Annotated in this window: 27 protein-coding genes; 7 read left to right on the forward strand and 20 right to left on the reverse strand. The window is 63.0% G+C overall.

What is annotated here, in order from left to right; genetic code table 11:
- Positions 1-60: 60 nt before the first annotated feature.
- The 8 genes from AC07VG_RS16430 to AC07VG_RS16465 form a co-directional block, all read right to left on the reverse strand.
- Entirely contained in the window at positions 61-3708 is a 3648-nt protein-coding gene (locus tag AC07VG_RS16430) for a transporter substrate-binding domain-containing protein (protein WP_495021543.1), read from the reverse strand.
- An 8-nt stretch (positions 3709-3716) separates the two neighbouring features.
- A complete protein-coding gene (locus AC07VG_RS16435; protein ID WP_040064687.1) occupies positions 3717-4346 on the reverse strand; it encodes a response regulator transcription factor in 630 nt (209 codons plus the stop codon).
- 298 nt (positions 4347-4644) lie between these two features.
- Complete coding sequence (locus AC07VG_RS16440; RefSeq protein WP_495021544.1) at positions 4645-5103, reverse strand: response regulator; 459 nt, start codon at positions 5101-5103, stop codon at positions 4645-4647.
- Positions 5104-5344: 241 nt separating this feature from the next.
- Positions 5345-6676 carry a deoxyguanosinetriphosphate triphosphohydrolase gene (locus AC07VG_RS16445; protein ID WP_495001566.1) on the reverse strand — a complete coding sequence of 444 codons (1332 nt, stop codon included), beginning with the start codon at positions 6674-6676 and terminating at the stop codon, positions 5345-5347.
- Positions 6677-6756: 80 nt separating this feature from the next.
- On the reverse strand, positions 6757-7920 hold the full coding sequence (locus AC07VG_RS16450; protein WP_495001567.1) for an EAL domain-containing protein: 1164 nt from the start codon (positions 7918-7920) through the stop codon (positions 6757-6759).
- A 122-nt stretch (positions 7921-8042) separates the two neighbouring features.
- Complete coding sequence (locus AC07VG_RS16455) at positions 8043-8384, reverse strand: hypothetical protein (protein ID WP_495001568.1); 342 nt, start codon at positions 8382-8384, stop codon at positions 8043-8045.
- Complete coding sequence (locus AC07VG_RS16460; protein ID WP_495021545.1) at positions 8381-8758, reverse strand: phage holin family protein; 378 nt, start codon at positions 8756-8758, stop codon at positions 8381-8383. The genes AC07VG_RS16455 and AC07VG_RS16460 overlap by 4 nt, the downstream gene beginning before the upstream one ends.
- Position 8759: 1 nt before the next feature.
- Positions 8760-9074, reverse strand: coding sequence for an ElaB/YgaM/YqjD family protein (locus tag AC07VG_RS16465; RefSeq protein ID WP_495001570.1), 315 nt, complete (start codon positions 9072-9074; stop codon positions 8760-8762).
- A 343-nt stretch (positions 9075-9417) separates the two neighbouring features.
- Between AC07VG_RS16465 and AC07VG_RS16470 the strand changes: the two genes are divergently transcribed.
- The 5 genes from AC07VG_RS16470 to AC07VG_RS16490 all read left to right on the forward strand — a co-directional run bounded on the left by AC07VG_RS16470 (position 9418) and on the right by AC07VG_RS16490 (position 12969).
- The gene (locus tag AC07VG_RS16470; protein WP_495021546.1) at positions 9418-10626 is read left to right on the forward strand and encodes an ammonium transporter; all 1209 of its coding nucleotides are present in this window, start codon (positions 9418-9420) and stop codon (positions 10624-10626) included.
- A 268-nt stretch (positions 10627-10894) separates the two neighbouring features.
- Positions 10895-11131 (forward strand): glutaredoxin family protein, encoded by a 237-nt coding sequence (locus tag AC07VG_RS16475; RefSeq protein ID WP_495001572.1) that lies wholly within the window; start codon positions 10895-10897, stop codon positions 11129-11131.
- Between the two features lie 159 nt (positions 11132-11290).
- Positions 11291-11491 carry a hypothetical protein gene (locus tag AC07VG_RS16480; protein ID WP_191486553.1) on the forward strand — a complete coding sequence of 67 codons (201 nt, stop codon included), beginning with the start codon at positions 11291-11293 and terminating at the stop codon, positions 11489-11491.
- A 150-nt stretch (positions 11492-11641) separates the two neighbouring features.
- A complete protein-coding gene (locus AC07VG_RS16485; protein WP_100940592.1) occupies positions 11642-11974 on the forward strand; it encodes a transcriptional regulator in 333 nt (110 codons plus the stop codon).
- A 104-nt stretch (positions 11975-12078) separates the two neighbouring features.
- The gene (locus AC07VG_RS16490; RefSeq protein ID WP_495001573.1) at positions 12079-12969 is read left to right on the forward strand and encodes a pseudouridine synthase; all 891 of its coding nucleotides are present in this window, start codon (positions 12079-12081) and stop codon (positions 12967-12969) included.
- A 12-nt stretch (positions 12970-12981) separates the two neighbouring features.
- Here AC07VG_RS16490 and AC07VG_RS16495 read toward each other — a convergent pair whose 3' ends face one another.
- The 3 genes from AC07VG_RS16495 to mobA form a co-directional block, all read right to left on the reverse strand.
- A complete protein-coding gene (locus AC07VG_RS16495) occupies positions 12982-13431 on the reverse strand; it encodes a type II 3-dehydroquinate dehydratase (RefSeq protein ID WP_495001574.1) in 450 nt (149 codons plus the stop codon).
- Between the two features lie 149 nt (positions 13432-13580).
- Positions 13581-13802 carry a YgdI/YgdR family lipoprotein gene (locus AC07VG_RS16500; protein WP_248796689.1) on the reverse strand — a complete coding sequence of 74 codons (222 nt, stop codon included), beginning with the start codon at positions 13800-13802 and terminating at the stop codon, positions 13581-13583.
- A gap of 97 nt (positions 13803-13899) precedes the next feature.
- Complete coding sequence (gene mobA, locus AC07VG_RS16505; RefSeq protein ID WP_495001575.1) at positions 13900-14511, reverse strand: molybdenum cofactor guanylyltransferase MobA; 612 nt, start codon at positions 14509-14511, stop codon at positions 13900-13902.
- A gap of 79 nt (positions 14512-14590) precedes the next feature.
- Here mobA and moaB point away from each other — a divergent pair, with 79 nt between their 5' ends.
- Both moaB and AC07VG_RS16515 read left to right on the forward strand, forming a co-directional pair.
- Complete coding sequence (gene moaB, locus AC07VG_RS16510; RefSeq protein ID WP_495001576.1) at positions 14591-15130, forward strand: molybdenum cofactor biosynthesis protein B; 540 nt, start codon at positions 14591-14593, stop codon at positions 15128-15130.
- Between the two features lie 22 nt (positions 15131-15152).
- Positions 15153-16340, forward strand: a complete 1188-nt coding sequence (locus AC07VG_RS16515; protein ID WP_495021569.1) for a molybdopterin molybdotransferase MoeA — start codon at positions 15153-15155, stop codon at positions 16338-16340.
- Between the two features lie 148 nt (positions 16341-16488).
- Here the strand turns inward: AC07VG_RS16515 and fnr are convergent, their stop codons facing one another.
- The 9 genes from fnr to AC07VG_RS16560 all read right to left on the reverse strand — a co-directional run bounded on the left by fnr (position 16489) and on the right by AC07VG_RS16560 (position 25823).
- On the reverse strand, positions 16489-17223 hold the full coding sequence (gene fnr, locus AC07VG_RS16520; protein ID WP_495001577.1) for a fumarate/nitrate reduction transcriptional regulator Fnr: 735 nt from the start codon (positions 17221-17223) through the stop codon (positions 16489-16491).
- Between the two features lie 125 nt (positions 17224-17348).
- Complete coding sequence (gene hemN / locus AC07VG_RS16525; protein ID WP_495001578.1) at positions 17349-18731, reverse strand: oxygen-independent coproporphyrinogen III oxidase; 1383 nt, start codon at positions 18729-18731, stop codon at positions 17349-17351.
- A gap of 136 nt (positions 18732-18867) precedes the next feature.
- Complete coding sequence (locus AC07VG_RS16530; protein WP_495021547.1) at positions 18868-19551, reverse strand: sulfite exporter TauE/SafE family protein; 684 nt, start codon at positions 19549-19551, stop codon at positions 18868-18870.
- Positions 19544-19759, reverse strand: a complete 216-nt coding sequence (gene ccoS, locus AC07VG_RS16535) for a cbb3-type cytochrome oxidase assembly protein CcoS (protein WP_495001580.1) — start codon at positions 19757-19759, stop codon at positions 19544-19546. Before ccoS ends, AC07VG_RS16530 begins: the two co-directional genes overlap by 8 nt.
- A gap of 22 nt (positions 19760-19781) precedes the next feature.
- Positions 19782-22232 carry a heavy metal translocating P-type ATPase gene (locus AC07VG_RS16540; RefSeq protein WP_495021548.1) on the reverse strand — a complete coding sequence of 817 codons (2451 nt, stop codon included), beginning with the start codon at positions 22230-22232 and terminating at the stop codon, positions 19782-19784.
- A 120-nt stretch (positions 22233-22352) separates the two neighbouring features.
- Positions 22353-22892: a FixH family protein gene (locus AC07VG_RS16545; RefSeq protein ID WP_495001582.1), complete on the reverse strand. Its 540-nt coding sequence runs from the start codon at positions 22890-22892 to the stop codon at positions 22353-22355.
- Between the two features lie 11 nt (positions 22893-22903).
- Positions 22904-24319 (reverse strand): cytochrome c oxidase accessory protein CcoG, encoded by a 1416-nt coding sequence (gene ccoG / locus AC07VG_RS16550; protein WP_495001583.1) that lies wholly within the window; start codon positions 24317-24319, stop codon positions 22904-22906.
- Between the two features lie 347 nt (positions 24320-24666).
- Positions 24667-25641, reverse strand: coding sequence for a cytochrome-c oxidase, cbb3-type subunit III (gene ccoP, locus AC07VG_RS16555; protein ID WP_495001584.1), 975 nt, complete (start codon positions 25639-25641; stop codon positions 24667-24669).
- Positions 25638-25823 carry a cbb3-type cytochrome oxidase subunit 3 gene (locus AC07VG_RS16560; RefSeq protein WP_100940961.1) on the reverse strand — a complete coding sequence of 62 codons (186 nt, stop codon included), beginning with the start codon at positions 25821-25823 and terminating at the stop codon, positions 25638-25640. Before AC07VG_RS16560 ends, ccoP begins: the two co-directional genes overlap by 4 nt.
- Between the last annotated feature and the right edge of the window lie 2 nt (positions 25824-25825).

The raw sequence follows: 25825 nt of genomic DNA on the forward strand, positions 1-25825 counted from the left end.
GCCGATCTTCCTGGGTGGTGGGGTGCACTGCTCAGCGCCAAGGATAGTCAATGTCCGCTGTCAGGTGTTGCCCTGAACGGGCATTTTTTCCGGCGGCGGGTCGGTGTGTTCGCGCAGGGCCGTCTCGAGTTCGAGCAGCGCCTGCACAATGGCCTGCCGGGCGGCTTCGAGCCGCGGTATCGGCGCCTCCTCCTGGCAGAGCTGTTCCAGGGTTTCGCAGTGCTTTACCAGCTCGCCGGCCTGGGCGATCCGCGCCGCGCCCTTGATCTTGTGAGCCATGTCGATCAGCGCAAGCAGGTCACCGCTGACCGGCACGCCGCGCAGCTCCTCGCGATCCGCCTGGCAACTGCTCAACAGCTCGTTGAGCAAACGGCGCATCAGCAGCGGTTCGCCTCCGGTCAGGGCGTGCAGGCTGTCGAGGCTGAAAGCGGCCGGGCGCGGGCGCGGCGTGACGTCGGCGAGCTTCTGGTTGAGGGTGGTCAGGCTGATGGGCTTGAACAGGCAGTCGTCCATGCCGGCTTCTTTGCAGCGGGTGCGTTCCTCGGGCTGGGCGTTGGCGGTGAAGCCGAACACCGTGCAGGGCGCCAGATCATGGCTGGCTTCATGTTCACGTAGGCGCCGGGTCATCTCGTAGCCGTTCAGGACCGGCATGTTACAGTCGACGATCACCAGGTCGAAGTGCCCGTCTTTCCACGTCTGCAAGCCGCTTGCGCCGTTCTGCGCGGTGCTGAAAGAGTGGCCGAGAAAGCCCAGTTGCTGGCACATCAACAAGCGGTTGGCCGGGTGATCGTCCACCACCAGGACATTCAAGGTCTGCAGCGCCGGGGCCAGTTCCGGTTCGCGCTGGGTGGCGCCTGGCATGGCTTCGAGGCTGTCCAGTTGCAGGGTTACCACCACGCGGGTGCCTTCACCGGGCACGCTGGACAAGGCCAGGGTGCCGCCCATCATTTCGCACAGGCTGCGGCAGATCACCAGGCCCAGGCCGGCGCCGCTGCGGGCCAGGTGGCCGGAGTTGTCGGCCTGGACGAAGGGTTCGAACAGCCGGGCCTGATCGGCGGCGCTGATGCCGATGCCACTGTCCTGGACGGTCAGGCTCATGTTCGTCCGCTGCGCGCCAGCGGCGGGCTGCATCAGCAGCGAGATGGTGACCTGGCCGTGCTCGGTGAACTTGATGGCATTGCTGATCAGGTTGGAGAGGATCTGCTTGAAGCGCAACGGATCGATCAGGATGTCGCCGATGCTCTGCCGTTCGGGCAACTGCACCACCAGGTCCAGCTGCTTTTGCCGGGCCAGGCCATCGAAGACCCTGACCACCGACTCCACCAGTTCGCTGAGGTTGACCCGTTCCGGGGACAGGCTCAGGCGTCCCGACTCGATGCGGGCGATATCGAGGATATCGCCGATCAGTTCCAGCAGGTCCTTGGCCGAGTTATAGGCGACTTCGATGGCGGGGCGATCCAGATGGCCCTGGTCGGCGCGCTTGAGGGTCAGTTCGAGCATGCCGATCACCGCGTTCATGGGCGTGCGGATTTCGTGGCTCATGGTCGCCAGGAAGGTGCTCTTGGCCCGGTTGGCGCTGTCGGCCTGATCCTTGGCCGCGCGCAACTCGTCGAACAGTTCGCGGCGTTCGCTGATATCGATCCAGCCGCCGATGATGCCTTGCACTTCGCCCAGGGAATTGCGGTAGGGCAGGATCCAGTGATAGATGGTCATCCGGCGGTCGCCGATATGCAGGGTGCGGTCGCAGATCTGCGCCGTGCCTTCGTCCATCACCCGCTGGTAGTCGGCCTGGTATTCCCGGGCCTCGAAGGCGTTGCCCTGGTAGGCGTCCATGACCCGCTTGCCGATCACATCCTCGAGCTTGCTCGAGAAGGCTTGCAGGTAGCTGTCGTTGCAGGTCTGCAACAGGCCTTCGCGATCGCGCACATAGATCGGGTGCGGCGTGCCGTTGACCAGCGCGCGCATGAATTCGAACTGGTCGCTCAGGGCGCGTTCGGCCAGTTGCCGTTGGCGGATCTGCCGGCGCATATAGGCGTTCCAGCCAAGGGAAAGCAACAGCAGCGCGCCAGCGCCCATGACGATCTGCAGAATCAGCCGATGGTAGTTGCGCCAGTAGCTGTCCGACGCCGGGGTGTAGCCGCGCCAGCGATTATTGATGATGCCCAGTTCGTCCGGAGCGATGCTCAGCAGCGCCTTGTCGAGAATCGAGCTCAGCTCCGTGGCGCCGCGGGCAGTGGCCAGGGCGAAGATCGCCTGCTGGGTGCCGATGGTTGCGCTGATCTGCAATTTGTCGTCGAAGGTCTGCGAGGCGATCAGGTAGTTGGCAATCACCAGCGCGCTGACCGCGCCGTCCGCCTGGCCCTGGGCGAGCAGTTCGACTGCCTTGAGGCTGTCATCGGTTTCAATCAGCTTGATTTGCGGGAAGTCCCGATGCAGATAGTCGATCAGCGGGTTGCCACGAATAACCGCCAGGCGCCGGCCTTGCATCTGATCGAGGTTATTGACGCCGTCGCGGCCTTTGGCTGTCAGCAGCACGAACGAGTTTTCCATGTAGGGCCGGCTGAAATGCAGGATATTCTCGCGCTCATTGGTCGGGCTGACGGCGGCGATGATGTCGGCCTGATGGTTTTGCACTCGATTGATCATGTCCTCCAGGCTGCGCGAGCTTTGTACTTCGAAGCGCAGGCCGGTGCGCAGGCGGATCAGCTCCAGCAGGTCGGCGGTGACCCCGCGAAAGCTGTTGTCGGCGTCGAAGAAGGTGATGGGCGCCAGAGCTTCGTTGACCACCACGCGGACCACCGGGTGCTCCTTGAGCCAGCGCTCTTCACGCGCGGTCAGTTGCAGCTTGTGGTCGGTCAGCAGGATGTCGCTGCCGGCGCTCCAGCGGCGGGCGATATTCTCGCGCTCGCTGGTGGGGATCGCCTTCAGGGCCGCGTTGACGGCGCCGAGCAGGACGGCATTGTCGCCGCGTACGGCAAAGCTGAAGCCGTAGGCCTCGTGTTTGCCGAAGTTGGCCATCTTCACATTGCGCAAATAGCCCTTGTTGATCAGGTAGTGGGTCGAGATGGTGTCGCCGAGGAACACATCGGCCTGGTCGAACGCCACGGCGTTGAGCGCATTCAGGTAGGAGGGGTAGAACTGCAGCGTGGCGTTGGGATAAAGGCTCTTGATCTCGTCCAGCGGCAGGTAGTGGTAGACCATGCTCAGGCGCATCCCCGCCAGGCCATCGTTCAGGGCGCGGGTTTCGTCTTCCCGGGTGACCAGTACCGGCTGGTCGATGGCGTAGGGGGTCGAGAGGGCGATGTTCTTGTTCACCGCCTCGAAGCCGTTGGCGCTGCCGAGCAGGTCGATCCGGCCCTGTTCGAGGGCGCTGATGGCGGCCTCCCGGGTAGCAAAGCTCTGCACCTTGACGGACAAGCCCAGGGCCCGACCCAGGATGCCGGCGTAGTCGGCGGTGATGCCTTCGTAGTCTCGCCCGCTGACGGTCATGTCGAAGGGTGGGTAGTCCGGGGCGGAGGTGCCGAGCAGCAGTTCACGCTTGTCCTGGACCCAGCGCCGCTGTTCCTTGTCCAGCGCGACCTCCATGTGGCTGGTGCTCGAGCGGCTGAGTAATGAGAAGTGGGTGACACTGGGGGTCTCTGCAAGCGCTGACAGGCACAGGCACAAGCCTGTGATCACCATCAGATAGTCCTTTATGCGCGTGGGCATTGGTTTTCTCACACTACCGCGTTGCGTTTGGCCATCTCGATAAGCTCTACCAAGGATTTGGCTTTGAGTTTTTGCATGAGTCTTTTCTTGTAGGTACTGACGGTCTTGTTACTGAGAAACATACCCTTGGCGATTTCCTTGTTGGTTCGCCCCTGGGCAAATAATTGCAGGACCATCAGTTCCCGGTCGTTCACCAGTTTGAAGAGTTCGATCTCCGGATTTTCCGGTCCTTCTTTTCGCGCACCAATCAACGCCTGGCTCGGGAAGTAATTGTAGCCGGACAGTACCGCCTTGATCGCGCTCAGGAGTTCGCTCAAGTCTTCGGCCTTGCAGACATAACCCGAGGCGCCGGACTGCATGCAGCGCATCGCGAACAGATTGGGGGTCTGCGCCGTCAGGACCAGGGTCTTAAGTGGCGAATTCATGGCATTGAAACGGGCCAGCACCTCCAGGCCGTCCAGTTTGGGGATACTGATATCCAGGATCACCAGGTCCGGCATGCATTCGCGGACCATTTGCATCGCGTCGACACCGTTATCGGTTTCCCCAACTATTTCATAACAATCCTCCTGTTCCAACAATATCCTGATGGCCAGGCGGACAACGGGGTGGTCGTCGACGATAAAAACCGAGTTCATAATAAAGTCCCATACGAGCTGCTTGGAAAGCGCGAACCTTAGCTCAGTTGGACAAGCGGGCGCATGAAGGGAAGACCCTACAGAGGTAGTATAGGAATATTCCTACTTTAAATAGGGTTTCGACTTACGGATAGAGCCAGTTTGAAACGGAAGAGCTATTCAGTATTGAAATGGGCGGTTATACGGAATGGCTAATTAGTTATAAGTTCTTATAATGTTTTGGGAAATGTCCTACTTGTACGTAGGCGTGTTTTGGCGGCGATAACTCGGGATGGAACCGGGGATTGGCGAGTAGGGATCAAGACGGCGCGTTGGGGTGAGGCTCGGCGCAGGGCGCGGGCTCGGTGGGGGCGTCGGCCTCCTGCGCGTGTCGCTCCAGGCCCAGCGCATTCTGCAGGGCGAGACCGTTCAGTGGCTTGCTCAGGCAGCCGAGCAACGGCAGCCGTCGCTCCAGTGCGAGGGCGCTGAGGGCATCGAGTTCCTCATTGCTGAGACTGCTGAGCAGGATCGCCTGCTTGATCATGCCGCTGCGGCAGGCGGTTTCGATCAGGTCCAGCCCCAGCGCGTCGGGCAGGCACTGGTCGCACAGCATCAGGTCGAACGGTGTGTGTGCCGAATCCAGGGCACGCAAGGCTTCCCGGGCGTTGAGCGTCGGTGTCAGGGCATGGAAGCCATAGCTGTTGAGCAGGCTCTGGGTGGCGGCCAGTTGAAAGGGGTGATCCTCTACCAGCAACACGCGTAAGTTGTGTTTGGGCATGGTGTTTTCCGGGCGACCTGTCGACTCGAGACAAGGCTACATAGGTAGGCGCTGTGTAGGAAAATATGCCTGGAATCGGGCGCTTGTTGAATGGCAGGTCAGCTTGAGTTTGGGCGGCAGACATAAGAGGAAAGCAATTATTTCAGTGGGCCGAAGCCATGATCAATCAGTTGATTCTCTCGCCTGTGTAGGCTTTGTCCCGCTAAGCGGCCCGCCCTGATCAGGGGCGGGCGCCATGGGCTTAAACCGGGCTGGAGCGCCCGGTCATTTCCCGGGCCATTTCACTGGCATAGCTGTCGGTCATGCCGGCGATGAAGTCGATCACCCGCAGGAACGAGCTGTGCAGCGGCCACTCGGGCTGTGGCGCGCTGTTGCCGAGCAGGTCGAGGATGCGCCGATGCTTGAACGATGGCGTGCGCCCGCCGTGTTGTTCCAGGGCCGCGCCGCAGAAGGCGTTCAAAAGGATTTCCAGGGTGGTGTAGGCGCCGATCTCATGGAGCGTCTTGCGCTTGTCCTGGAAGATTTTCTTGCGCGCGATGTCCTTGGCGTTGAGCACGCAGCGTTTGGCCGGTCCGTGCATGTGTTCCACCAGATCCCCCGACAGCGTTCCGGCCAGCAGGGCATCCTGCTGCTCGACGAAGGCTCGGGCGGCGGCGTTGGTCAGGTGTTCGATGGCCTTGCCGCGCAGGATCGCCAGCTTGCGCCGCCGGGAGTCCTGCGGCCCGAGTTGCCGGTAGGTTTCCGGCAGGTCGTCGCCGACCAGGCCGAGCAACAGGGACTCGACCTCGGGATAGTCGAGCAGCTCCATTTCCAGGCCGTCTTCCAGGTCGATCAGGGCATAGCAGATATCGTCGGCGGCCTCCATCAGGTAGACCAGCGGGTGGCGCGCCCAGCGTTGCTCCTCCAACTGCGGCAGGCCGAGCTTGTGGGCGATCTGTTCGAGGATCGGCAGTTCGCTCTGGTAGCAGCCGAACTTGTGCTTCTTGTAACCCAGGGAATCGGCGTGCCGCGCTGTCCATGGGTACTTGAGATAAGTGCCGAGGGTGGCGTAGGTCAGTCGGGTGCCGCCTTCGAACTGGTGATACTCCAGCTGGGTCAGCACCCGGAAACCCTGGGCGTTGCCTTCGAAATTGAGGAAGTCATTGCCTTCGGCCACGCTCATGCCGTCCAGCCAGCCGCGTCCGGCGGCCTGTTGGAACCAGTGACGAATGGCGTCCTCGCCGGAGTGACCGAACGGTGGGTTACCGATGTCATGGGCCAGACAGGCCGATTGCACGACCATGCCCAGGTCGCTTGGCTCGCACCAGTCCGGCAGCGCGTCGCGCAGGGTTTCCCCGACGCGCATGCCCAGGGAGCGACCGACGCAACTGACTTCCAGCGAATGGGTCAGGCGGGTATGGATATGGTCGTTGCTGGTCACCGGGTGGACCTGGGTCTTGCGCCCCAGGCGCCGGAAGGCGCCGGAGAAAATGATGCGGTCGTGGTCTTTGTGGAAAGGGCTGCGGCCCAGTTCTTCAGGGCTGTGCAGCGATTTTCCGAGGCGTTCGCGGGTAAGCAGGGTGTGCCAATCCAAGGCGGGGCTCTCCGTCGGTGACTGATGCCCCAGCTTCCCGTTTAGCGGCCCGGCCTGCAAGCAAAACCCTGCAAGTAAATTTATAAGTCGGCGGCATCGATATCGATCAGCAGCAGCCGTTGGCCGTTATCGAAGAATTGCCCGGCGGTCAGGCAATACTGGTTGCTGGTGGCGTCGCGATAGGTGCTGGAGAGGATCAGCCGGCGTTCGTCCCAACCTTCGGCCAGCAAGTGATAGAAATAGGGCCGCCAGGACCAGTTGTGGCCCAGGTAGCTGCTGTCGGCCTGCCAGGCGTTGTTGCGCCACTCCAGATTGGGGGTGAGCTGGGTGCCGTGGCGATCGCACTGGTAGAAGCGCAGCAGCCAGGGGTAGCCGTCGGGCCGTGGCAACTGACTGAGCGGCGCCTGGCCCTGGGCCCAGCTCTGCAGCGTGGTCATCAGTCCGCCCAATTGCTGGCGCAGGTTCATCAGGCGCGCGCGTTCGGCCAGCTTCTGTTGCACATAGCGCTCGCGCAGTTCGGCGAAGCGGGCGACAAAGGCGTCGGTGGCAAAGAAATCCAGCTCGGCCTTGGCGAACAGATAGCCCTGCACGTAGCGCGAGCCGCATTCCAGGGCGAAATTCAGCTCGGCCTCGGTCTCCACGCCTTCGGCGATGATCCAACAGCCGGTTTTTTCTGCCATTTGCGCCAGGGCCTTGACCACTTCGCTGCTGGGGCCACCGCGGGCCGCGGCCTGGAACAGGCGCATGTCGAGCTTGAGAATGTCCGGCTGCAAGGCCAGTACCCGGTCGAGCTGGGAATAACCGGCCCCGAAATCGTCGATGGCAATGCGCGCGCCGGCTTCTCGATAGCGCTTGACCACTTCCGCCAGGCGCAGGCTGTTGCCCCCCAGTTCGGTGATTTCGAAGACGATGCGCTGTGGATCGATGTCGTATTGCGCCAGTTGCTTGAGGCTCGGCAAGGCTTGGCCGTTGCTCAGGCGGCTGATCCAGCGCGGCGACATGTTCAGGCTCAGGAACCAGTCCCGGGGCGCTTCATGCAGCCGGCTCAGGGCGTTGTCACGGATCTGTCGGTCCAGGCGGCGCAGCGCGGCCGAAGGCGTACGCGGATCGGCGAACAGCGGTCCCACGGAGGTCAGCTGCCCGTTGGTCTGGCGCAGGCGGCCGAGGGCCTCGACACCGGCGATACGGCCTGTGGCGGTATCGATGAACGGCTGAAAGCAGGCGAGCGGTTGCCCGTCGATCACGGTGCCTCCTTGGGCTGGGTCTTATAGGTCTGGCTGCGGCGGGCAAGGCAGATTGAACGCGAGCCCGAGGGTTCGCGCTCAACCCGATGACTACTGCAAGAATGCAGCCAGCTTCTCTGGCGTCAGGGTTTGGACGCGGTGCCGCGCAGCGCCAGCCGAATCAGCGGCAACAGGCTGGCACCCAGGCGCGCCCAGCGCGACAGACTGTCCACGCCGCCGCCCTTGGCACCCCGGCCGCTCATGAAACCGAGCAGCGTGACGATACCAATTCCCCACAGCGGGGCATGCTTGAGACCCAGGTTGGCCTGCCAGTTCTGGCCCAGGCCACGCAGGCGTTGCAAGGGTTGCAGCAGTTCCCGCGACTCATGGCGGATTTCCTGGCGATGCATTTCCATGCGCAGGCGGATCAGCGCCTTGCGCATATCACGCCGGGTGTGGATGTGGCTCAGGTCGGGCAGGCTCATGGCAGCAGTCGCTCGCGGTCGTTGGCCAACTCTTCAAGGGTGGCGTGGAAGGGCGACGACTCATCGCAGATCGCCGCTTTCAGGCGCAGGGCGCAGAACAGCCCGGCCAGGCTGTAAAACACGCACAGGCCGATGATCCCGGCCAGGCGCCAGCTGTCCCAGAGCAGGATCAGCACCAGCGCCGACAACCCCATCAGCAGCAACAAGCCGAACACCAGGGTCATCCCGGCGAACAGCAACAGGCTGAGGGTACGGGCTTTCTGCTCCTGGAGCTCGATGCCGAACAATTCCACATGGCTGTGCAACAGGCCAAGGAAAGCCGCCCCCAGGCGGCGGGTCGAGTCGCCGCTGCCGCTCGATTCATCCCCAGCCATATCAGCGCCGCGTCGCCAGCAGGCCGACGATAAAGCCGATACCGGCGGCAATCCCGATGGACTGCCAGGGTTTGGCCTGGACGTAGGCTTCGGTCGCGTCGACCGCCGCCTGGCTACGATCGCGCAGCGAAGCTTCGGTCAGTTGCAGGGTTTCGCGGGCCTTGATCAGACTTTCCTGAATCTGTGCGCGCAACTCATCGGCCTGGTCGCCGGCCAGGCTGGCGGTGTGTTCGAGCAGGCGTTCGGTGTCGCTGACCAGGGCCTGGAAATCCGCCATCAGTATTTCTTGAGCCGTCTGTGTCGTTTTGTGAGCCATTAGATGTTCTCCGTGAAAAAGCGTCCGAGAAAAGTCTGTGCAGGTTTCGAGTGCGGGCCTTGGTTGAAGGTTCACTGCGATTGGCTGGTACAGCTTTTGCTTTGTGCTGGTGCGTTGTGCCAGGTGTGTGCGCTGTATTTGGGCGTCCTAGAGGCCTGGCCTGCGAAAACCATACCTCAAATAATCAAAAAACGCGGAAAAAACCCAAGGGTTCCTCGCGCTTCGTGTTTCGCCCTGCGCCAAAGCGGTTCGCTCCTGGCTCGGGTTGGCGCCAATCTGGTGCGAAATGCGCGGCGATTGAACTGCTTTGGTGCTTTTCCCTGACTTCAGGTCTGCCGTCTCCATGGAAAACTTGCAAAGCGCTGTGGACACTCTGGTCCATGGTTCCAACACCCTGTTCATTCTGCTCGGTGCGGTCATGGTTCTGGCCATGCACGCCGGTTTCGCCTTTCTCGAGGTCGGCACCGTTCGGCAAAAAAACCAAGTCAACGCCTTGTCGAAAATCCTCAGTGACTTCGCGATTTCGACCCTGGCCTATTTCTTTATAGGCTACTGGGTTTCCTACGGTGTCAGCTTTTTGCAGCCAGCGGCGCAAATCAGTGGCGACCACGGTTATGGCCTGGTGAAGTTCTTCTTCCTGCTGACCTTCGCGGCGGCGATTCCGGCGATCATTTCCGGCGGGATTGCCGAGCGGGCGCGGTTTGCCCCGCAGCTGTGCGCCACCGCGCTGATCGTCGCCTTCGTCTACCCGTTTTTCGAAGGCCTGGTCTGGAACGGCAACTTTGGCCTACAGGCGTGGCTGCTGGCCCGCTTTGGCGCCAGCTTTCATGACTTCGCCGGCTCCGTGGTGGTGCACGCCATGGGCGGCTGGCTGGCGCTGGCGGCGGTGCTGTTGTTGGGGCCGCGCCAGGGACGTTATCGCGAGGGGCGGCTGGTGGCGTTCGCGCCGTCGAGTATTCCCTTCCTGGCCCTGGGCTCGTGGATCCTGATCGTCGGCTGGTTCGGCTTCAATGTCATGAGCGCGCAGACCCTGCAAGGGGTGAGCGGACTGGTGGCGGTCAATTCATTGATGGCCATGGTCGGCGGCACGGTGGCGGCGCTGATTATCGGGCGTAACGACCCAGGCTTCCTGCACAACGGTCCGCTGGCCGGGCTGGTGGCGATCTGTGCCGGTTCCGACCTGATGCACCCGGTGGGGGCGCTGGTCACCGGTGTGGTGGCGGGCGGCTTGTTTGTCTGGTGTTTTATCGCGGCGCAGAGCCAGTGGAAGATCGACGATGTGCTCGGCGTCTGGCCGTTGCACGGCCTGTGCGGGGTCTGGGGCGGGATTGCCTGCGGGATCTTCGGCCAGCAGGCGTTGGGTGGCCTGGGTGGGGTCAGCCTGGTCAGTCAGTTGATCGGTACCGCGCTGGGGGTGGTGGTGGCGCTGATCGGCGGCTTTGCCGTGTATGGTGCGATCAAAGCGCTGCATGGCTTGCGGCTGAGCCAGGAAGAGGAGTACTACGGTGCCGATCTTTCGATTCACAAGATCGGCGCGGTGAGTCAGGACTAGTCCGCCTCGTTTCGCTATGCTCAACCCCCAGTTGGGGGAGCGTGCGACCAGGCCCCGGTCGAACGGAGAGGTCCATGGAGCGTCTGTATTCACTGCAGGGCTTGAGAGGCGCCGCGGTGCCGGAGCGGGCGACCCGCTACTGCCAGCGCCGATTTCGCCCGGAGGCCTCGGGCAAGCGCTACGATACGGCCTGAGTGGCCCAGCATGGCTCGACGGCCTCACGGCCCGGGCCTAAAATAGGTTTTTCTCTGATAGCGGACCTTGCCTCATGCCTCCTGAATGCCAGCTGTTCGGCACCTTGGGTTGTCATCTCTGTGAACTCGCCGAGGCGCAGTTGATGCCTTTGGTCGAACACGGCCTGTTGCTGGAGCTGGTGGATATCGCCGACAGTGAGACCCTGTTCGATGCCTATGGCCTGCGTATTCCGGTGTTGCGTCGGGTGGACAGCGGAGCCGAGTTGGACTGGCCCTTCGATGTCGAGCAGGTCGTGGCCTTTCTGCGCTGAACCGCCTTGACCTTTTCCGTCAGGCCCCTGTTGGCGGCGTGCTTGACGGCCCTTCTGTTTCATCAAATTACCTGCGGTTGCGCTGGAAAAACGACTGTGCTTACGTCGCTGCATGACGTTTGAGGCAGCACGTTCCAGTGGTGCAAGGGAGGAAATGAAATGAAAGGGAGGTCGATTCTGCTGGTCAACCAACTGGGCGGTCGCAAGTTCCTGGCCACCGTGGTGGTTGGCGTAAGCACCGCGATGTTGACCTGGTATGGAAAGATCGATGGTGGGACCTACGCCATGGTGATCCTTGGCACGGTGGGCTCGTTCATCGGCGGCAACGTCTATGGAAAAGTCCATCCCAGGGAATCATGAAGGCTGCCGGCCGGCGGCAATCGGTTGGCGGGTCATCAAAAAATCAGTTACTGTATGTTTATACAGTTTTCGTTCCGGTGTTGGGACAGGATGCCCACCCTGACGTGCGCACCCGGGAACGGAATCCAGAGAGATAAAGAGGGTTAAAGCATGCTCAATGTCGAACAATTGAAATCCAGCGTGAATCGCATGTCCGCCGATGTGGTGCGTGAAGCGGTACTGGAGTTGCGCCTGGATGGGCTGGTCACGGAAGGCAAGACACCTTTCAACAAGCTGCACTTCAATACCTGTTTCGCGGAAATCGAAGCCTTGTTCCAGCGGGCGGGCTATCACCGGCAACTGGATGTGGTGGGTTACCAGGGCTTGTTGTACGCGCTCTACGATCCGGGGCGCTGGGAGGCGGTGGATGTGCTGCGCTGGCTGAAGGACTACACCGAGGCGGCCGGGGCAAAGCTGCTGGGAAGCAAGATCGCCTCGGGCTGAGGCGTGCCACTGGCCACCGGGGCGTGGATCGGGTTGCCGCGAGCCTAGGTTCTGCCGGGGTCTTGCGGGATAATGCCGGCTTGCCCAGCCGTTCGAGTCCTGTCATGTCCGTCTTGCCCTTCAATGCCGCCGAGCACCAGGCCAGCACCTTGTACCTGCCACCCGGGTCGTGGACCACGGTGCTGGACTGCCTGTGCGAACACTTCAAGGCGATCAGCCGCGAGCAATGGCTCGACCGCATTGCCCGTGGTCGGGTACTGGACGCCGGAGGGGCGGCGATCAGCGCGCAGTTGCCTTATCGCGAAGGTTTGCGCATTCATTACTTTCGCGAGGTGCCGAACGAGACGCCAATTCCGCTGAACGAGACGATTCTCTACGCCGATGAGCATCTGGTGGTGGCGGACAAGCCGCATTTCCTGCCGGTGACGCCGGCCGGCGAATATGTCGAGCAGACCTTGTTACGGCGCCTGATCCGCCGTCTGGACAACCCGAATCTGGTGCCGCTGCACCGGATCGACCGGCACACCGCCGGCCTGGTGCTGTTCTCGGCCAATCCGGAAAGTCGCTCGGCCTATCAGAGGTTGTTTCCGACACGGCAGATTGAAAAACGCTACGAGGCAATCGCCCGGGCCTTGCCGAACCTGTCGTTCCCGTTGGTGCATAAAAGCCGCCTGGTGGAAGGCGAACCGTTTTTCCGCATGCGCGAAGGAGCCGGCACCAGCAATACCGAAACCGCTGTCGAAGTCGCCGAGAAAAATGCCGAGCTGTGGCGCTATGCGCTGTATCCGGTCACGGGCAAGAAGCACCAGTTGCGGGTGCATATGGCGGCCCTTGGCGCGGGTATCTGCAATGATCCGTTTTATCCACAGGTGCTCAAGGATGCCGTGGATGATTACGCCAACCCGCTCAAGCTGCTGGCCCAGGGCCTGCGCTTCATTGATCCGATCAGCGGTCAGGAGCGGCGCTTCGAGAGCGAGATTGTCCTGCACTGGTGATGTTGGCGGCCGTCAATGGCAGGCTTGGCCCTGGGCCGCGCTCACCGCTGCCCGCAAGCCCAGCAGGTAACTGTCGACGCCGAAACCGCAGATCTGCCCGCGCGCCACTTCGGCCAGCACCGAAGGCTGGTGCAAGGGTTCGTTGCGATGGATATTGGCCATGTACAACTCGATCACCGGTACCGACAAGTGCGCCAGGGCGTCGCGAATGTCGTAGCTGCTGTGGGCCCAGGCACCGGCATTGATCAGCACTGCGTCCACCTGTTCGCGGGCGCCCTGGCGGATGCGAATGCACATCGCCCCCTCGCAGTTGGTCTGGAAACTGGTGACATCCACGTCCAGCTCCCTGGCCAGCGTTCGCAGGCGGGCGTCGATCTGTTCCAGGGTGACATCTGCATGGCGGATCGGCTCGCGCTTGCCGAACAGGTGGTGATTGAGGCCGTGCAGCATGAGGACTTTCATGATTCAGCTACCGGAAAGGGTCAATGAGCCCGGGTGGGGTATTTCCATAGAATAGGCCGTACCCGGGGGTTATGCCTGCATGCTGTCGCTGTCGGGAAAAACGACAGAGCCCGCACAAGGCGGGCTCTGTGTTGGATGTGTCGGAGAGCTTACAGCTCCTTGACGGTACGCACCTGGTCCTTGTTGATGCGGGTCTTTTTACCGTCCAGTTGCTTGAATTCGTAGAACCCTGAGTCCTCGTCGTATTTCGGAGTGTCCACCGCCTGGATTTCACGCCCGTCATTCAGGGTGATCACCGTTGGCGACGAACAACCGGCAAGGGCGGCGAGGGCGGTTGTCAGCAGGAGTGCGGCAAGAGTCCGTTGCGTCATGGTACTTCTCCGGAAAGGGTGTTTTTTGAGGATAGCGTTGATTGATGCCAGAACTGATGGATTACAACGCTCATTGTAGTTTCTGACGGATACGGGCTCAGCAAGTTCCTTGCGAGGAGCCATTCGCCGAGTGATTCGCGGGTTGCAGCAGTTCCGGGGTGTTCAGATTGGCCAATCGGGGATCATCCGGCGGACACTGCAGGGCCTGGGCCTGCAGTTGCAGCATGATCTTGCGCGGGCTGCGCTCGCCCAGGGCCCAGGCGCTTTCGAAGGCTGCGGCCAATGCGCAGGGGATCACGCACAACAGCGGTTCCCAGTGTTCGCCTTGGCGCAGCATCAGCGGCCGGTTCGGATCGCCGCGCACGGCATCGAGCATGGCCGTGAGCAGCGCCGCGTCGATCCGCGGCACATCGCAGGGCAGCACCAGCAGATGCCCATGGCGGGCCACCGCGAGGCCTGCGCGAATGCCGGCCAGGGGGCCGGGAAAATCGTCGCTGTCGTCGCTTACCAGCCGGTCGGCGTAGGCCGCGTAACGCTCCGGGTTGCGGTTGCAGGAAATGATCAGGTCATCGCTGAACGGGCGTGCCACGGCGTGCAGATGGGCGATCAGCGGTTGTCCGCGCCAGTCCAGCAGGCCTTTGTCCTGGCCGCCCATGCGCTGGCCGCGACCGCCGGCCAGGAGCAGAATGGAAAGGTCGTTCACGGGCATGGGCAATCTCGACAGCGGCGATGAAAAGGGAGGCTGTGATATAACACCAGGCTGTTCTTCCTTCAACTGGACCGAGCCTATGAAAGCCAAGGCCGATACACCTTTCGTACCGCTGAACATCGCGGTTTTGACCGTCAGTGACACCCGTACCTTCGACACCGACACCTCGGGGCAGCTCTACGTCGACCGCCTGACCGCCGCCGGGCATCGCCTCGCCGAGCGGGTATTGCTCAAGGACGACCTCTATCGGATTCGCGCGCAGGTCGCCAGCTGGATTGCCGAAGACCTGGTCCAGGTCGTGCTGATCACCGGCGGTACCGGTTTTACCGGGCGCGACAGCACCCCGGAAGCTGTCGCCTGCCTGCTGGACAAGCAGGTCGATGGCTTTGGCGAACTGTTCCGGCAGATCTCCGTGGCGGACATCGGCACCTCCACCGTGCAGTCCCGGGCGCTCGCCGGCCTGGCCAACGGTACTTTGGTCTGCTGCCTGCCGGGTTCGACCAATGCGGTGCGCACTGGCTGGGACGGGATCCTCGCCGAGCAGTTGGACGCACGCCATCGTCCGTGCAACTTCGTCCCTCATCTGAAACAGGCGGCGCCTTGTGAATCCCGTGGGTAAGCCGGGCAAGCTCGGTGCGTTGATGTCGGTGGAAGTTGCCCTGGCCCGTCTGCTGGCGCTGGCCGAGGCTGCGCCGATCCGTGAGTCGCAGCACCTGCCGTTGGCGCAAGCCGACGGCCGGGTGTTGGCCGAAGACCTGGTCTCCAGCCTCGACCTGCCGCCCTGGCCCAACAGCGCCATGGACGGTTATGCCCTGCGCCTGGCCGATTGGCACGGCGAGCCGCTGCCGGTTAGCCAGCGGATCTTTGCCGGACAAGCCCCCGAGCCGTTGAAGCCGGGGACTTGCGCGCGAATCTTTACCGGCGCCCCGGTGCCGGCGGGGGCCGACTGCGTGGAAATGCAGGAAAACGCCGAGGTGTTCGCCGATGGGCGGGTACGCTTTATCGAAGCGCTGGCGGTCGGACAGAATATCCGCCCCCAGGGCCAGGAAACCACGGTGGGGGAAGTGGTGCTGACCGCCGGAACCCGCCTGGGGCCGATCGAGCAGGGCCTGGCGGCATCCCTGGGCTGTGCCGAACTGAAGGTGCTGCGACGGGTACGGGTGGCTGTGCTGTCCACCGGCGACGAATTGGTTGAACCGGGCCAGCCGCTGGGGCCGGGACAGATCTACAACAGCAACCGTGTGTTGCTGTGCAGCTGGCTGGCGCGCCAGGGGTGTGAGGTGCTGGATGCCGGGATCCTGCCGGATGATCTGGAGGCGACCCGCCAGCGTCTGACGCAGTTGGACGATGTCGACCTGATCCTGTCCACGGGCGGGGTGTCGGTGGGCGAAGCCGATTTCCTTGGGATTGCCTTGCGTGAGGCGGGCGAACTGGAGCTGTGGAAGCTGGCGATCAAGCCGGGCAAGCCCCTGACCTTCGGGCATTTTCGCGGAGTGCCGGTAATCGGCCTGCCGGGCAATCCGGCCTCGACCCTGGTTACTTTTGCCCTCCTGGCCCGTCCCTATCTGTTACGCCGGCAAGGCGTGCGGGAGGTTCAGCCGTTGCAGTTCAAGGTGCCGGCCGGTTTTGTCTGGCCCAAACCGGGTAATCGCCGCGAATATCTGCGCGGGCGCCTGGAGAACGGCAGGGCGACGATCTACCGCAACCAGAGCTCCGGCGTGCTGCGCAGCGCGGCCTGGGCCGAGGGCTTGGTCGAGGTGTTGGAGGAGAGCACCCTGGTGGAAGGCGACTGGGTGAACTTTATTCCGTTGAGTGAAGTGCTGGGCTAGCTGACGGTATTTCACCAGGAAACACCGTACCTGTAGGCGCCAGCTTGCTGGCGATGGCGATTTTCCAGGCGACAACGATGTCGGCAGTCAGATCGCATCGCCAGCAAGCTGGCTCCTACAGGGATCGCGTTTCTCTACAGCGTTCGAATCAGCCCTCCAGCGATCCACCCGCCAGTGCACAGAGCTGAATCGGATCGAGGATATGCACTTCCTTGCCTTCGGCGGCGATCAACTCGTTGCTCTGAAAGCGGGTAAAGACCCGCGAGACGGTTTCCACTGCCAGCCCCAGGTAGTTGCCGATCTCGTTGCGCGACATGCTCAGGCGGAACTGGTTGGCCGAGAACCCCCGGGCGCGGAAACGCGCCGAGAGGTTGACCAGGAAAGTGGCGATGCGCTCGTCGGCGGTCTTTTTCGACAGCAGCAACATCATTTGCTGGTCGTCGCGAATTTCTCGGCTCATCACCCGCATCAACTGCCGGCGCAGTTGCGGCAGTTGCAGGGCCAGTTCGTCGAGGCGCTCGAAGGGGATCTCACAGACCGAGGTGGTTTCCAGCGCCTGGGCCGAGACCGGATAGGTCTCGGTGTCCATGCCCGACAGCCCGACCAGTTCGCTCGGCAGGTGAAAGCCGGTGATCTGCTCTTCGCCGCCGTCGCTCAGGCTGAAGGTCTTCAGCGCCCCGGAACGCACGGCGTAGACCGAGCCGAAGGTGTCGCCCTGGCGGAACAGGAACTCGCCTTTCTTCAGTGGTCGGCCACGCTTGACGATTTCGTCCAGCGCGTCCATGTCCTCGAGGTTCAGCGAAAGTGGCAGGCAAAGAGGGGCCAGGCTGCAATCCTTGCAATGGGCCTGACTATGGGCGCGCAATTTCACGGGGTCGGACATTTCTTAAATCCTTGTGGGAAAACACACATAAGACGTAAGGGTAACCCAGCAAGGGGCGCTCAGGCCAGCCTGCGCCAAAATAGCGCACCCGTGCAGGCGGGGCTGGCCGAAAACGGCTCGATCAGTCAAATCACCCGTGAGAACCGCTGGCGGTTCTGCTGATCCAGATAGGCATCGAAGACCATGCACACCGACCGGACCAGCAGGCGTCCCGCCGGCAGGACCGTGAGGCGTTCGCGGTCGAGTTCGATCAGGCCGTCCGCGGCCATCTCCGTCAGGCGTGGCCAGAGCGCGGCGAAGTAACCGCCGAAGTCGATATTGAACTGGCGCTCGATATCGGCGAACTCCAGGCTGAGGTTACAGATGATCTGCTGGATCACGGCCCGGCGCAGGCGGTCGTCGGCGTTGCACAACAGGCCCCGGCTGGTGGCCAGTTGCGCACTGGCGAGGGTGTTCTGGTACTGGTTCAGGTCACTGCTGTTCTGGCAGTAGAGATCGCCGATCTGGCTGATGGCCGAGACGCCCAGGCCGATCAGGTCGCAATGGCCGTGGGTGGTGTAGCCCTGGAAATTGCGTTGCAGGGTCGACTCTTCCTGGGCAATCGCCAGTTCGTCGTCGGGCAGGGCGAAGTGGTCCATGCCGATATAACGGTAGCCGGCGGCGGTGAGCTGCTCGATGGTGCGGTGGAGCATTTCCAGTTTGTCGGCCGGTGCTGGCAGTTCATTGCCGTTGATCCGCCGCTGCGGCATGAAGCGCTCGGGCAGGTGCGCATAGTTGAACACCGACAAACGGTCGGGTTGCAGGTTGATCACTTCGTCGACGGTTCGGGCGAAGTTATCCGGGGTCTGCTTGGGCAGGCCATAGATCAGGTCGACATTGATCGAGCGGAACTGCAGGGTTCGCGCCGCCTCGATGATCGCCCGGGTTTCTTCCAGGCTTTGCAGGCGGTTGACCGCCCGCTGTACGTTCGGGTCGAGGTCCTGCAGGCCGACACTGACCCGGTTGAAGCCCAGCTCGCGCAGTAGGCCCATGGTCGACCAGTCGGCTTCCCGCGGATCGATTTCGATGCCGTAGTCGCCGGAGTCGTCGTCCAACAGGTTGAAGTGCTCGCGCAGGCAGGTCATCAGTTGCCGCAGTTCGTCATGACTGAGAAAAGTCGGGGTGCCACCGCCCAGGTGCAGTTGCTCGACCTTCTGCGCCGGATTCAGGTGGCAGGCGACCAGCTGGATTTCCTGTTCCAGGCGCTGCAGGTAGGGCTGGGAGCGGCCGCGGTCCTTGGTGATGACCTTGTTGCAGGCGCAGTAGTAGCAGATGTTCGCGCAGAACGGCACGTGCACGTACAGCGACAGCGGCCGCAGGGCCTTGCGGCTGTCGCGCAGGGCATGGAGCAGGTCGAAGGTGCCGACCTGGCTGTTGAATTGTACGGCCGTGGGATAGGAGGTGTAGCGCGGTCCCGCGAGGTCGTAGCGGTGGATCAGATCTGAATCCCAACGGATGGCGTCGAGCATGCGGGCATTCCCCCGGATTGGCTGCAATATCCCGAGTCTAGGGGGAGGGCCGAGGGGGCATCTTGATTTGCGTCAACGGGGGTATGAGGCTGATGCACATGCTCTCCTACAGGAGAGCGTGTGCGTTCAGGGCGGATCAGTGCCCCATCAACCAATGCTGGTGCGGGCCAGGCAAGGTCCACAGGCCGAACAGGATCACCAGCAGGCCACCGCTCATGCGCACGCTGCGTTTGCGCAGCACGGCGGTGACCCGCTCCGCCGCCAGCCCGGTGGCCAGCAGCACTGGCCAGGTGCCCAGGCCGAAGGCCAGCATCAACAGCGCGCTGTCGAGGGCATTGCCCTGGCTCGCCGCCCAGAGCAGGGTGCTGTAGACCAACCCGCACGGCAGCCAGCCCCAGAGCGCGCCCAGCAGCAAGGCGCGGGGCAGGCTCGACACCGGCAGCAGGCGGTTGGCCAGCGGCTGGATATGTCGCCACAGACCGCGCCCGAGGCTTTCGATGCGGGTCAGGCCGCTCCACCAGCCGGCCAGGTACAGGCCCATGCTGATCAACAGCAGTCCGGCGATTACCCGCAGGAACAACGCCGCCGGGCTGCTGGCCACGGCCCAGCCGGCCAGGCCGATCAGCAGGCCGGCAGCGGCATAGCTGAGAATCCGCCCCAGGTTGTAGGCCAACAGCAGGCGAAAGCGCCGACTGCGCTGTTCCGGCGGAATCGCCAGGGTCAGGGCGCCCATCAGGCCGCCGCACATGCCCAGGCAATGACCACCGCCGAGCAGGCCGAGAATCACCGCTGAAACCAGCAGGGGCGCCAGTTCAAGCACGGGGAGGCGCCTTGTCGTGCTTGTCCTTGGCGGGCTGGGTCTCTTCGACGGCGGCGGTGTGCTTCGGGTCCTGGTCGTCGAACAGGATGCTGTGCGCTGGGCCTTCGAGGTCGTCGTACTGGCCGCTGTCCACGGCCCAGAAGAAGATATAGACGGCGATGGCCACGATCAGCAGCGCGGCGGGGATCATGATGTACAGAGCTGGCATGGGAACTCCATGCCCGCGCGGCTCAGGCCGGCAGCGGGCGGGTATCTGGCGTGGTCGTGAGCGTCGGCGCGCCGGGCAGGCGCGTCAGGCGCAAGGCATTGAGCACCACGGTCAGCGAGCTGATGGACATGCCGATCGCGGCCCACACCGGGGTGATCCAGCCGAGGGCGGCGAACGGCAACATCAGGCCATTGTACAGGCTGGCCCAGATCAGGTTCTCGATGATGATCCGCCGGGTCCGCCGGGCGAGGTTGATGGCTTGCACCAGGGCGCCCAGGCGATTGGACAGCAGCACCGCGTCGGCGCTGGTCTTGGCCAGGTCGGTGGCCGAGCCCATGGCCACGCTGATATCGGCGGCGGCCAGGACCGGGACGTCATTCACGCCGTCACCGAGCATCAGCACCTTGTGCCCCTGGCGATGCAAGTCCCGCAGCACCTGCAACTTGTCGTCCGGGCGCAGGCCACCACGGGCCTCGTCGATGCCCAGTTCGGCGGCGACGCTGGCGACCATTGGCGAGCTGTCACCGGACAGCAGCAGCGTGCGCCAGCCCCGCGCCCGACAGGCTGCCAGCAAGGCCGGGGCGTCGTCACGCAGGCGGTCGTCGAGGACAAACCAGGCCAGTGGCCCGCGAGTATCGCCCAGCAGCAGCCATTGTCCGGCTTCGTCTGGCGTCGGCGGTAGGGGAAACGCGCCGAGTTCGCAGACAAACGCCGCCTGACCGATGCGCAGCAACTGTTCACCGACCCGGCCTTCAAGGCCCAGTCCGGGTGTGCCATGCACCTCTTCGGCGGCTTGCGGGGCCCGGCCGAAGGCGCGGGCAATCGGGTGTTCGGAACGGTTTTCCAGGGCGGCGGCGAGGCTCAGACAGCGCTCGCTGTCCAGCTCGCGCAGCGGGCGGATCGAGCGCAGGGTCAGGCGGCCTTCGGTGAGGGTGCCGGTCTTGTCGAAAATCACCGTATCGACCTGGTTCAGGCCTTCGAGCACATGGCCGCGGGTCAGCAGCAGGCCGAGTTTGTGCAGGGTGCCGGTGGCGGCGGTCAGGGCGGTGGGGGTGGCCAGCGACAGTGCGCAGGGGCAGGTAGCGACCAGCATCGCCAGCACGATCCAGAAGGCCCGGGTCGGATCCAGTTGCCACCAGACCAGGCCAATGACCGCCGCGGCGATCAACGAGAACAGCAGGAACCACTGCGCGGCGCGGTCGGCGATCTGCGCCAGGCGCGGCTTTTCGCTCTGGGCGCGGTCTAGCAGGCGGACGATGGCGGACAGACGGGTGTCCTGGCCGAGAGCCAGGACCTCGACGGTCAACGCGCTCTCGACGTTCAGGGTGCCGGCAGTGACCGTATCCCCGGCGGTGCGCGGCTGTGGCAGGTACTCGCCGGTCAGCAGGGATTCGTCGATGCTCGACTGGCCTTCGACAATCCGCCCGTCGGCCGGCAGCACGGCGCCAGGATGCACCAGCACCCGCTCACCCAGGCGCAGCTCACTGAGCAGGATGCGTTCGCTCTGGCCGTCGGCTCCCAGGCGCAGGCAGGACGCCGGCAGCAGGTTGACCAGTTGCGCGGTGGCCGCGGCGGTGCGTTCACGGGCGCGGCGCTCCAGGTAGCGACCGGCCAGCAGGAACAGGGCGAACATGCCCACGGCATCGAAGTAGAGTTCGCCGACCCCGCTGATCGCGGTCCAGATTCCGGCGCAGTAGGCGCTGCCGATGGCCAGCGAGACCGAGACATCCATGGTCAGGTGGCGGGTGCGCAGGTCGCGAAAGGCGCCGCGAAAGAACGGCGCACAGCTATAGAATACAATGGGCGTGGTCAGGAACAACGCCACCCAGCGCAGAATGGTGTGCAGTTCCGGGCTGAGGTCGATATTGAATTCCGGCCAGGTCGCCATGGTCGCCATCATTGCCTGGAACCACAGCAGGCCAGCCAGGCCCAGTTGGCGCAGGGATTTGCGGTTTTCGCTGGCGAGCTGTTCGCTGGCCTGGTCGGCCTGATAGGGGTGTGCGGCATAGCCGATATGACGCAGTTCGCCGAGGATCTGGCTCAACGGCAGTTGGCGGTCTGCCCAGCGTACTTGCAGGCGGTGATTGGACAGGTTCAGCCGCGCCTCGGCCATGGCGGGCAGGCCGAGCAGGTGTTTCTCGATCAGCCAGCCGCAGGCGGCGCAACTGATGCCTTCCATCAGCAGGGTGGCTTCGGCGAGCTCGCCGTCGTGGCGGACGAAAGGTTGCTGCACATCGGCGCGATCGTACAGCGCCAGTTCGTCCCGTAATTGCATCGGCAGGCTCTCGGGGTTGGCCGAGGTTTCACTGCGATGGCTGTAATAGTGTTCCAGGCCGCCGGCGACAATCGCCTGGGCCACCGCCTGGCAACCCGGGCAGCAGAACTCGCGGGGCTCGCCCAGCACGACAGCGGTGAAGCGACTGCCGGAGGGGACGGGCAGGGCGCAGTGGTAGCAGGGTATGGGGGTTGTCATAGGCGCCATTGGTCACTGTAGGAGCCGGCTTGCTGGCGATAGCGGTTTACCTGGCGATAGAGATATCGACTGTGAGATCGCCATCGCCAGCAAGCCGGCTCCTACAGAAGCGGATCGTATTTATTTGCTCAGGTCTTCGGCGCCTTGCAGCGGTTCGTCGCCCAGCTTCAGGTCCTTGTCCTGGCTGATCTGCTCTTCTTCGAACAGACGCCAGGTCTTGTCGCCTTCGACCCCCAGCAACTCGACGAAGCGCCGGCCTTCGATCTTGTCGGCCAGTTGCCCGATATAGCGCCCCGGTTCGCTGGCGCTGCGGTTCAGGGTGACCTTGCGGTCCTTCTCCGGCTGGGTTGGCGAGATCAGGTTCAGCTCGACGCTGGCCGGCTGGCTGTTGCCCCGCAGGCGCAAGTCGACTTCGCCGGTGACTTCATCCAGATGCACACTGGCATGCAGCTTCAGGCTCTGGGCCAGCAGTTCGCGGTCCAGGGAGCGGTTGATGCCCTTGCCAGCCTCGTAGTAGTTGTCGTTGACCAGGTTGTCCGGGTTCTTCACCGCAATGGTCACCATCGACAGGGTCAGGGTCACCGAGCAGGCCATGATCCCGATCAGGATCCAGGGCCAGAGGTGCTTGTACCAAGGGCTTGCGGCAGTGGCTGCGGGCATCGTGTCTTTCCTTAACGGATTTGCGGGCCGATGAATCGGCTCTTGGCTTCAATATGAACGCTGTCGTTATCGGCGTCGCGCAAGGTGAATTTCACCTCGTTGGTACTCGACGGCAGTTGCTCGGGGGCGCTGGACAGCTCCATCGGCATACTGAAAATCTCGCCGGCGGCCACGTGGATTTCGCGCTTGCCCTGCAGTTTCAGGTCGGGCAAGCCGCTGGCGTCGAGGACATAGGTGTGGTCGCGCTGATCCTTGTTCATGATCTTCAGGCTGTAGACGTTTTCGATCCGCCCCTGGGCATTCTCGCGGTACAGCACCCGGTCCTTGCTGACGTCGAAGCCCACCAGTGGGCGCATGAAGAACGCCGCCACCAACAGGCCGATCATGGTCAGCAGGACCAGCGCATAACCGATCAGGCGTGGCCGCAGCTTATGGGTTTTCTGTCCGGAAAGGTTGTGTTCGGTGGTGTAGCTGATCAGCCCGCGCGGGTACTGCATCTTGTCCATGATGCTGTCGCAGGCGTCGATGCAGGCGGCGCAACCGATGCACTCGATCTGCAGGCCGTCGCGGATGTCGATGCCGGTGGGGCAGACCTGCACGCACATCGTGCAGTCGATGCAGTCGCCCAGGCCCTGGGCCTTGTAGTCGGCGCCTTTCTTGCGCGGGCCACGGTCTTCGCCCCGGCGCGGGTCGTAGGAGACGATCAGGGTGTCCTTGTCGAACATCACGCTCTGGAAGCGCGCATAGGGGCACATGTAGATGCACACCTGCTCGCGCAGCCAGCCGGCGTTGCCGTAGGTGGCGAGGGTGAAGAAACCGACCCAGAAATACGACCAGCCATCGGCCTCGCCGGTGAAGAAGCTGATCATCAGTTCGCGAATCGGCGAGAAGTAGCCAACAAAGGTCATGCCGGTGACAAAGCCGATCAGCAGCCACAGGCTGTGCTTGGCGAGTTTGCGCAGGAATTTATTCGCGCCCATGGGCGCCTTGTCGAGCTTGATGCGTTGGTTGCGGTCGCCTTCGGTGACCTTCTCGCACCACATGAAGATCCAGGTCCAGACGCTTTGCGGGCAGGTATAGCCGCACCAGACCCGCCCGGCATAGACGGTGATGAAGAACAGGCCGAAGGCGGCGATGATCAACAGGCCCGAGAGCAGGATAAAGTCCTGGGGCCAGAAGGTCGCGCCGAAGATGAAGAACTTGCGCTCGGGCAGGTTCCACCACACCGCCTGGTGACCGCCCCAGTCCAGCCACACAGTACCGAAGTACAGCAGGAACAAGGCGGCACCACCGGCCATGCGCAGGTTGCGGAACAGGCCAGTGAAGGCTCGGGTGTAGATTTTCTCTCGCGACGCGTAGAGGTCGACGGTTGCGTTGGCGGGTTTGGCAGGTGGCGTGACGTCGTGTAGCGGAATCTGGTTGCTCATCATTGCGTCCCACGGCTGGGGGAAATGCCTCGGTCAGTACGTGCCGACCGCGATCAGAAAGAGTAGTGCAGTGGCTCAATGATACGCCGGTCCCTGTGCTCCAAGGGTGCGACCTTTGGTCGCGTTGGGTCAGCGCTCAGTATGGTGTAGTAGATGTAACAAAGCATGATCCAGGTCAATTGACTATAGATGATTGATCGTGGACGGGGGCGGATTGGCGCAGGCTATGGCGAGCTCCGATTACCCGGTCGGCGGGGTGTTTACGGTGTGCTGAACACCGGCCGCGGGTAATCAAAACGGCCCCGCCAGTTGTGCTGGCGGGGCCGTCTGTTGTTGCTCAAACGCACTTATTCAGCGGGCTTGTTGTCACCTTGGGACAGGCTGTAGACATAGGCGGCGAGCAAGTGAACCTTGTCGTTGCCCTGCAACTGGGCCTGGGCCGGCATCTGCCCCTGGCGACCATAACGGATGGTCTGTTGCAGCTGCGCGAAGCTCGAACCGTAGATGAAGGCCGCCGGGTGCGTCAGGTTCGGCGCACCCATGGCCGGGGTGCCCTTGCCTTCAGGACCGTGGCAAGCCACGCAGTTGGTGGCGAAGAGTTTCTGCCCCGCCACCGGGTCGGCCTTGGCGCCTTCCGGCAGCTTGCGGCCGTCGAGGTTGGTCAGCACGAACGAGGCGACATCGGCCACGCCTTGCTCACCAATGACCTCGGCCCAGGCCGGCATCACCGCATGGCGACCGCCCATGATGGTGGTCTTGATGGTTTCCGGCTCGCCGCCCCAGCGCCAGTCTTCGTCGGTCAGGTTGGGGAAGCCATAGGCGCCCTTGGCGTCGGAACCGTGGCACACCGAGCAGTTGGAGGCGAACAGGCGCGCGCCCATCTTCAGCGCTTGCGGGTCCTTGGCCACGTCCTCGATGGGCATGGCCGCGTACTTGGCGAAGATCGGCCCGAACTTGGCATCCGAGCGGGCCATTTCCTTTTCCCACTCGTGTACGCCGGTCCAGCCGTTCTGGCCGTTGGCGAAGGGGGTCTGCTTATCGTTGTCGAGGTAATTGTAACCCGGCAGCAGGCCTTTCCAATTGCCCAGGCCCGGGTACAGGGCCAGATAGCCGAGGGCAAAGACGATGGTGCCGACGAACAGCATGAACCACCATTTGGGCAGCGGGTTGTCATACTCCTCGATACCGTCGAAGGAGTGGCCAACCGTCTCGTCGGTCTGCTCGGCGCGCTGGCCCTTGCGGGTGGACAGCAGCAACCAGGTCAGGGCGAAGATGGTACCCAGGCTGAGGACTGTGACGTACAGACTCCAGAACGTAGTCATTCTTTGTTACTCCTAGACGCTTTTTCGACCTGCTTGATGGCTTCGGGGTCATCCGCGAAAGGCAGCAAGGTCGCGTCCTCGAATTCCGACTTGCGCCGCGGGCTGAACACCCACAGCGCCAGGCCGATAAAGGCCACCATCACCACCAGGGTGCCCAGGCCACGAATCATCCCGATATCCATCC

Source organism: Pseudomonas sp. GW821-FHT03C07, from assembly GCF_059420925.1.

Coding starts and splice junctions, on each gene's coding strand:
- AC07VG_RS16430 (WP_495021543.1), bottom strand. CDS start 3,708: ATGCCCACGCGCATAAAGGACTATCTGATGGTGATCACAGGCTTGTGC.
- AC07VG_RS16435 (WP_040064687.1), bottom strand. CDS start 4,346: ATGAACTCGGTTTTTATCGTCGACGACCACCCCGTTGTCCGCCTGGCC.
- AC07VG_RS16440 (WP_495021544.1), bottom strand. CDS start 5,103: ATGCCCAAACACAACTTACGCGTGTTGCTGGTAGAGGATCACCCCTTT.
- AC07VG_RS16455 (WP_495001568.1), bottom strand. CDS start 8,384: ATGAGCCTGCCCGACCTGAGCCACATCCACACCCGGCGTGATATGCGC.
- AC07VG_RS16460 (WP_495021545.1), bottom strand. CDS start 8,758: ATGGCTGGGGATGAATCGAGCGGCAGCGGCGACTCGACCCGCCGCCTG.
- AC07VG_RS16465 (WP_495001570.1), bottom strand. CDS start 9,074: ATGGCTCACAAAACGACACAGACGGCTCAAGAAATACTGATGGCGGAT.
- AC07VG_RS16470 (WP_495021546.1), top strand. CDS start 9,418: ATGGAAAACTTGCAAAGCGCTGTGGACACTCTGGTCCATGGTTCCAAC.
- AC07VG_RS16475 (WP_495001572.1), top strand. CDS start 10,895: ATGCCTCCTGAATGCCAGCTGTTCGGCACCTTGGGTTGTCATCTCTGT.
- AC07VG_RS16480 (WP_191486553.1), top strand. CDS start 11,291: ATGAAAGGGAGGTCGATTCTGCTGGTCAACCAACTGGGCGGTCGCAAG.
- AC07VG_RS16485 (WP_100940592.1), top strand. CDS start 11,642: ATGCTCAATGTCGAACAATTGAAATCCAGCGTGAATCGCATGTCCGCC.
- AC07VG_RS16490 (WP_495001573.1), top strand. CDS start 12,079: ATGTCCGTCTTGCCCTTCAATGCCGCCGAGCACCAGGCCAGCACCTTG.
- AC07VG_RS16495 (WP_495001574.1), bottom strand. CDS start 13,431: ATGAAAGTCCTCATGCTGCACGGCCTCAATCACCACCTGTTCGGCAAG.
- AC07VG_RS16500 (WP_248796689.1), bottom strand. CDS start 13,802: ATGACGCAACGGACTCTTGCCGCACTCCTGCTGACAACCGCCCTCGCC.
- mobA (WP_495001575.1), bottom strand. CDS start 14,511: ATGCCCGTGAACGACCTTTCCATTCTGCTCCTGGCCGGCGGTCGCGGC.
- moaB (WP_495001576.1), top strand. CDS start 14,591: ATGAAAGCCAAGGCCGATACACCTTTCGTACCGCTGAACATCGCGGTT.
- AC07VG_RS16515 (WP_495021569.1), top strand. CDS start 15,153: ATGTCGGTGGAAGTTGCCCTGGCCCGTCTGCTGGCGCTGGCCGAGGCT.
- fnr (WP_495001577.1), bottom strand. CDS start 17,223: ATGTCCGACCCCGTGAAATTGCGCGCCCATAGTCAGGCCCATTGCAAG.
- hemN (WP_495001578.1), bottom strand. CDS start 18,731: ATGCTCGACGCCATCCGTTGGGATTCAGATCTGATCCACCGCTACGAC.
- ccoS (WP_495001580.1), bottom strand. CDS start 19,759: ATGCCAGCTCTGTACATCATGATCCCCGCCGCGCTGCTGATCGTGGCC.
- AC07VG_RS16540 (WP_495021548.1), bottom strand. CDS start 22,232: ATGACAACCCCCATACCCTGCTACCACTGCGCCCTGCCCGTCCCCTCC.
- AC07VG_RS16545 (WP_495001582.1), bottom strand. CDS start 22,892: ATGCCCGCAGCCACTGCCGCAAGCCCTTGGTACAAGCACCTCTGGCCC.
- ccoG (WP_495001583.1), bottom strand. CDS start 24,319: ATGAGCAACCAGATTCCGCTACACGACGTCACGCCACCTGCCAAACCC.
- ccoP (WP_495001584.1), bottom strand. CDS start 25,641: ATGACTACGTTCTGGAGTCTGTACGTCACAGTCCTCAGCCTGGGTACC.
- AC07VG_RS16560 (WP_100940961.1), bottom strand. CDS start 25,823: ATGGATATCGGGATGATTCGTGGCCTGGGCACCCTGGTGGTGATGGTG.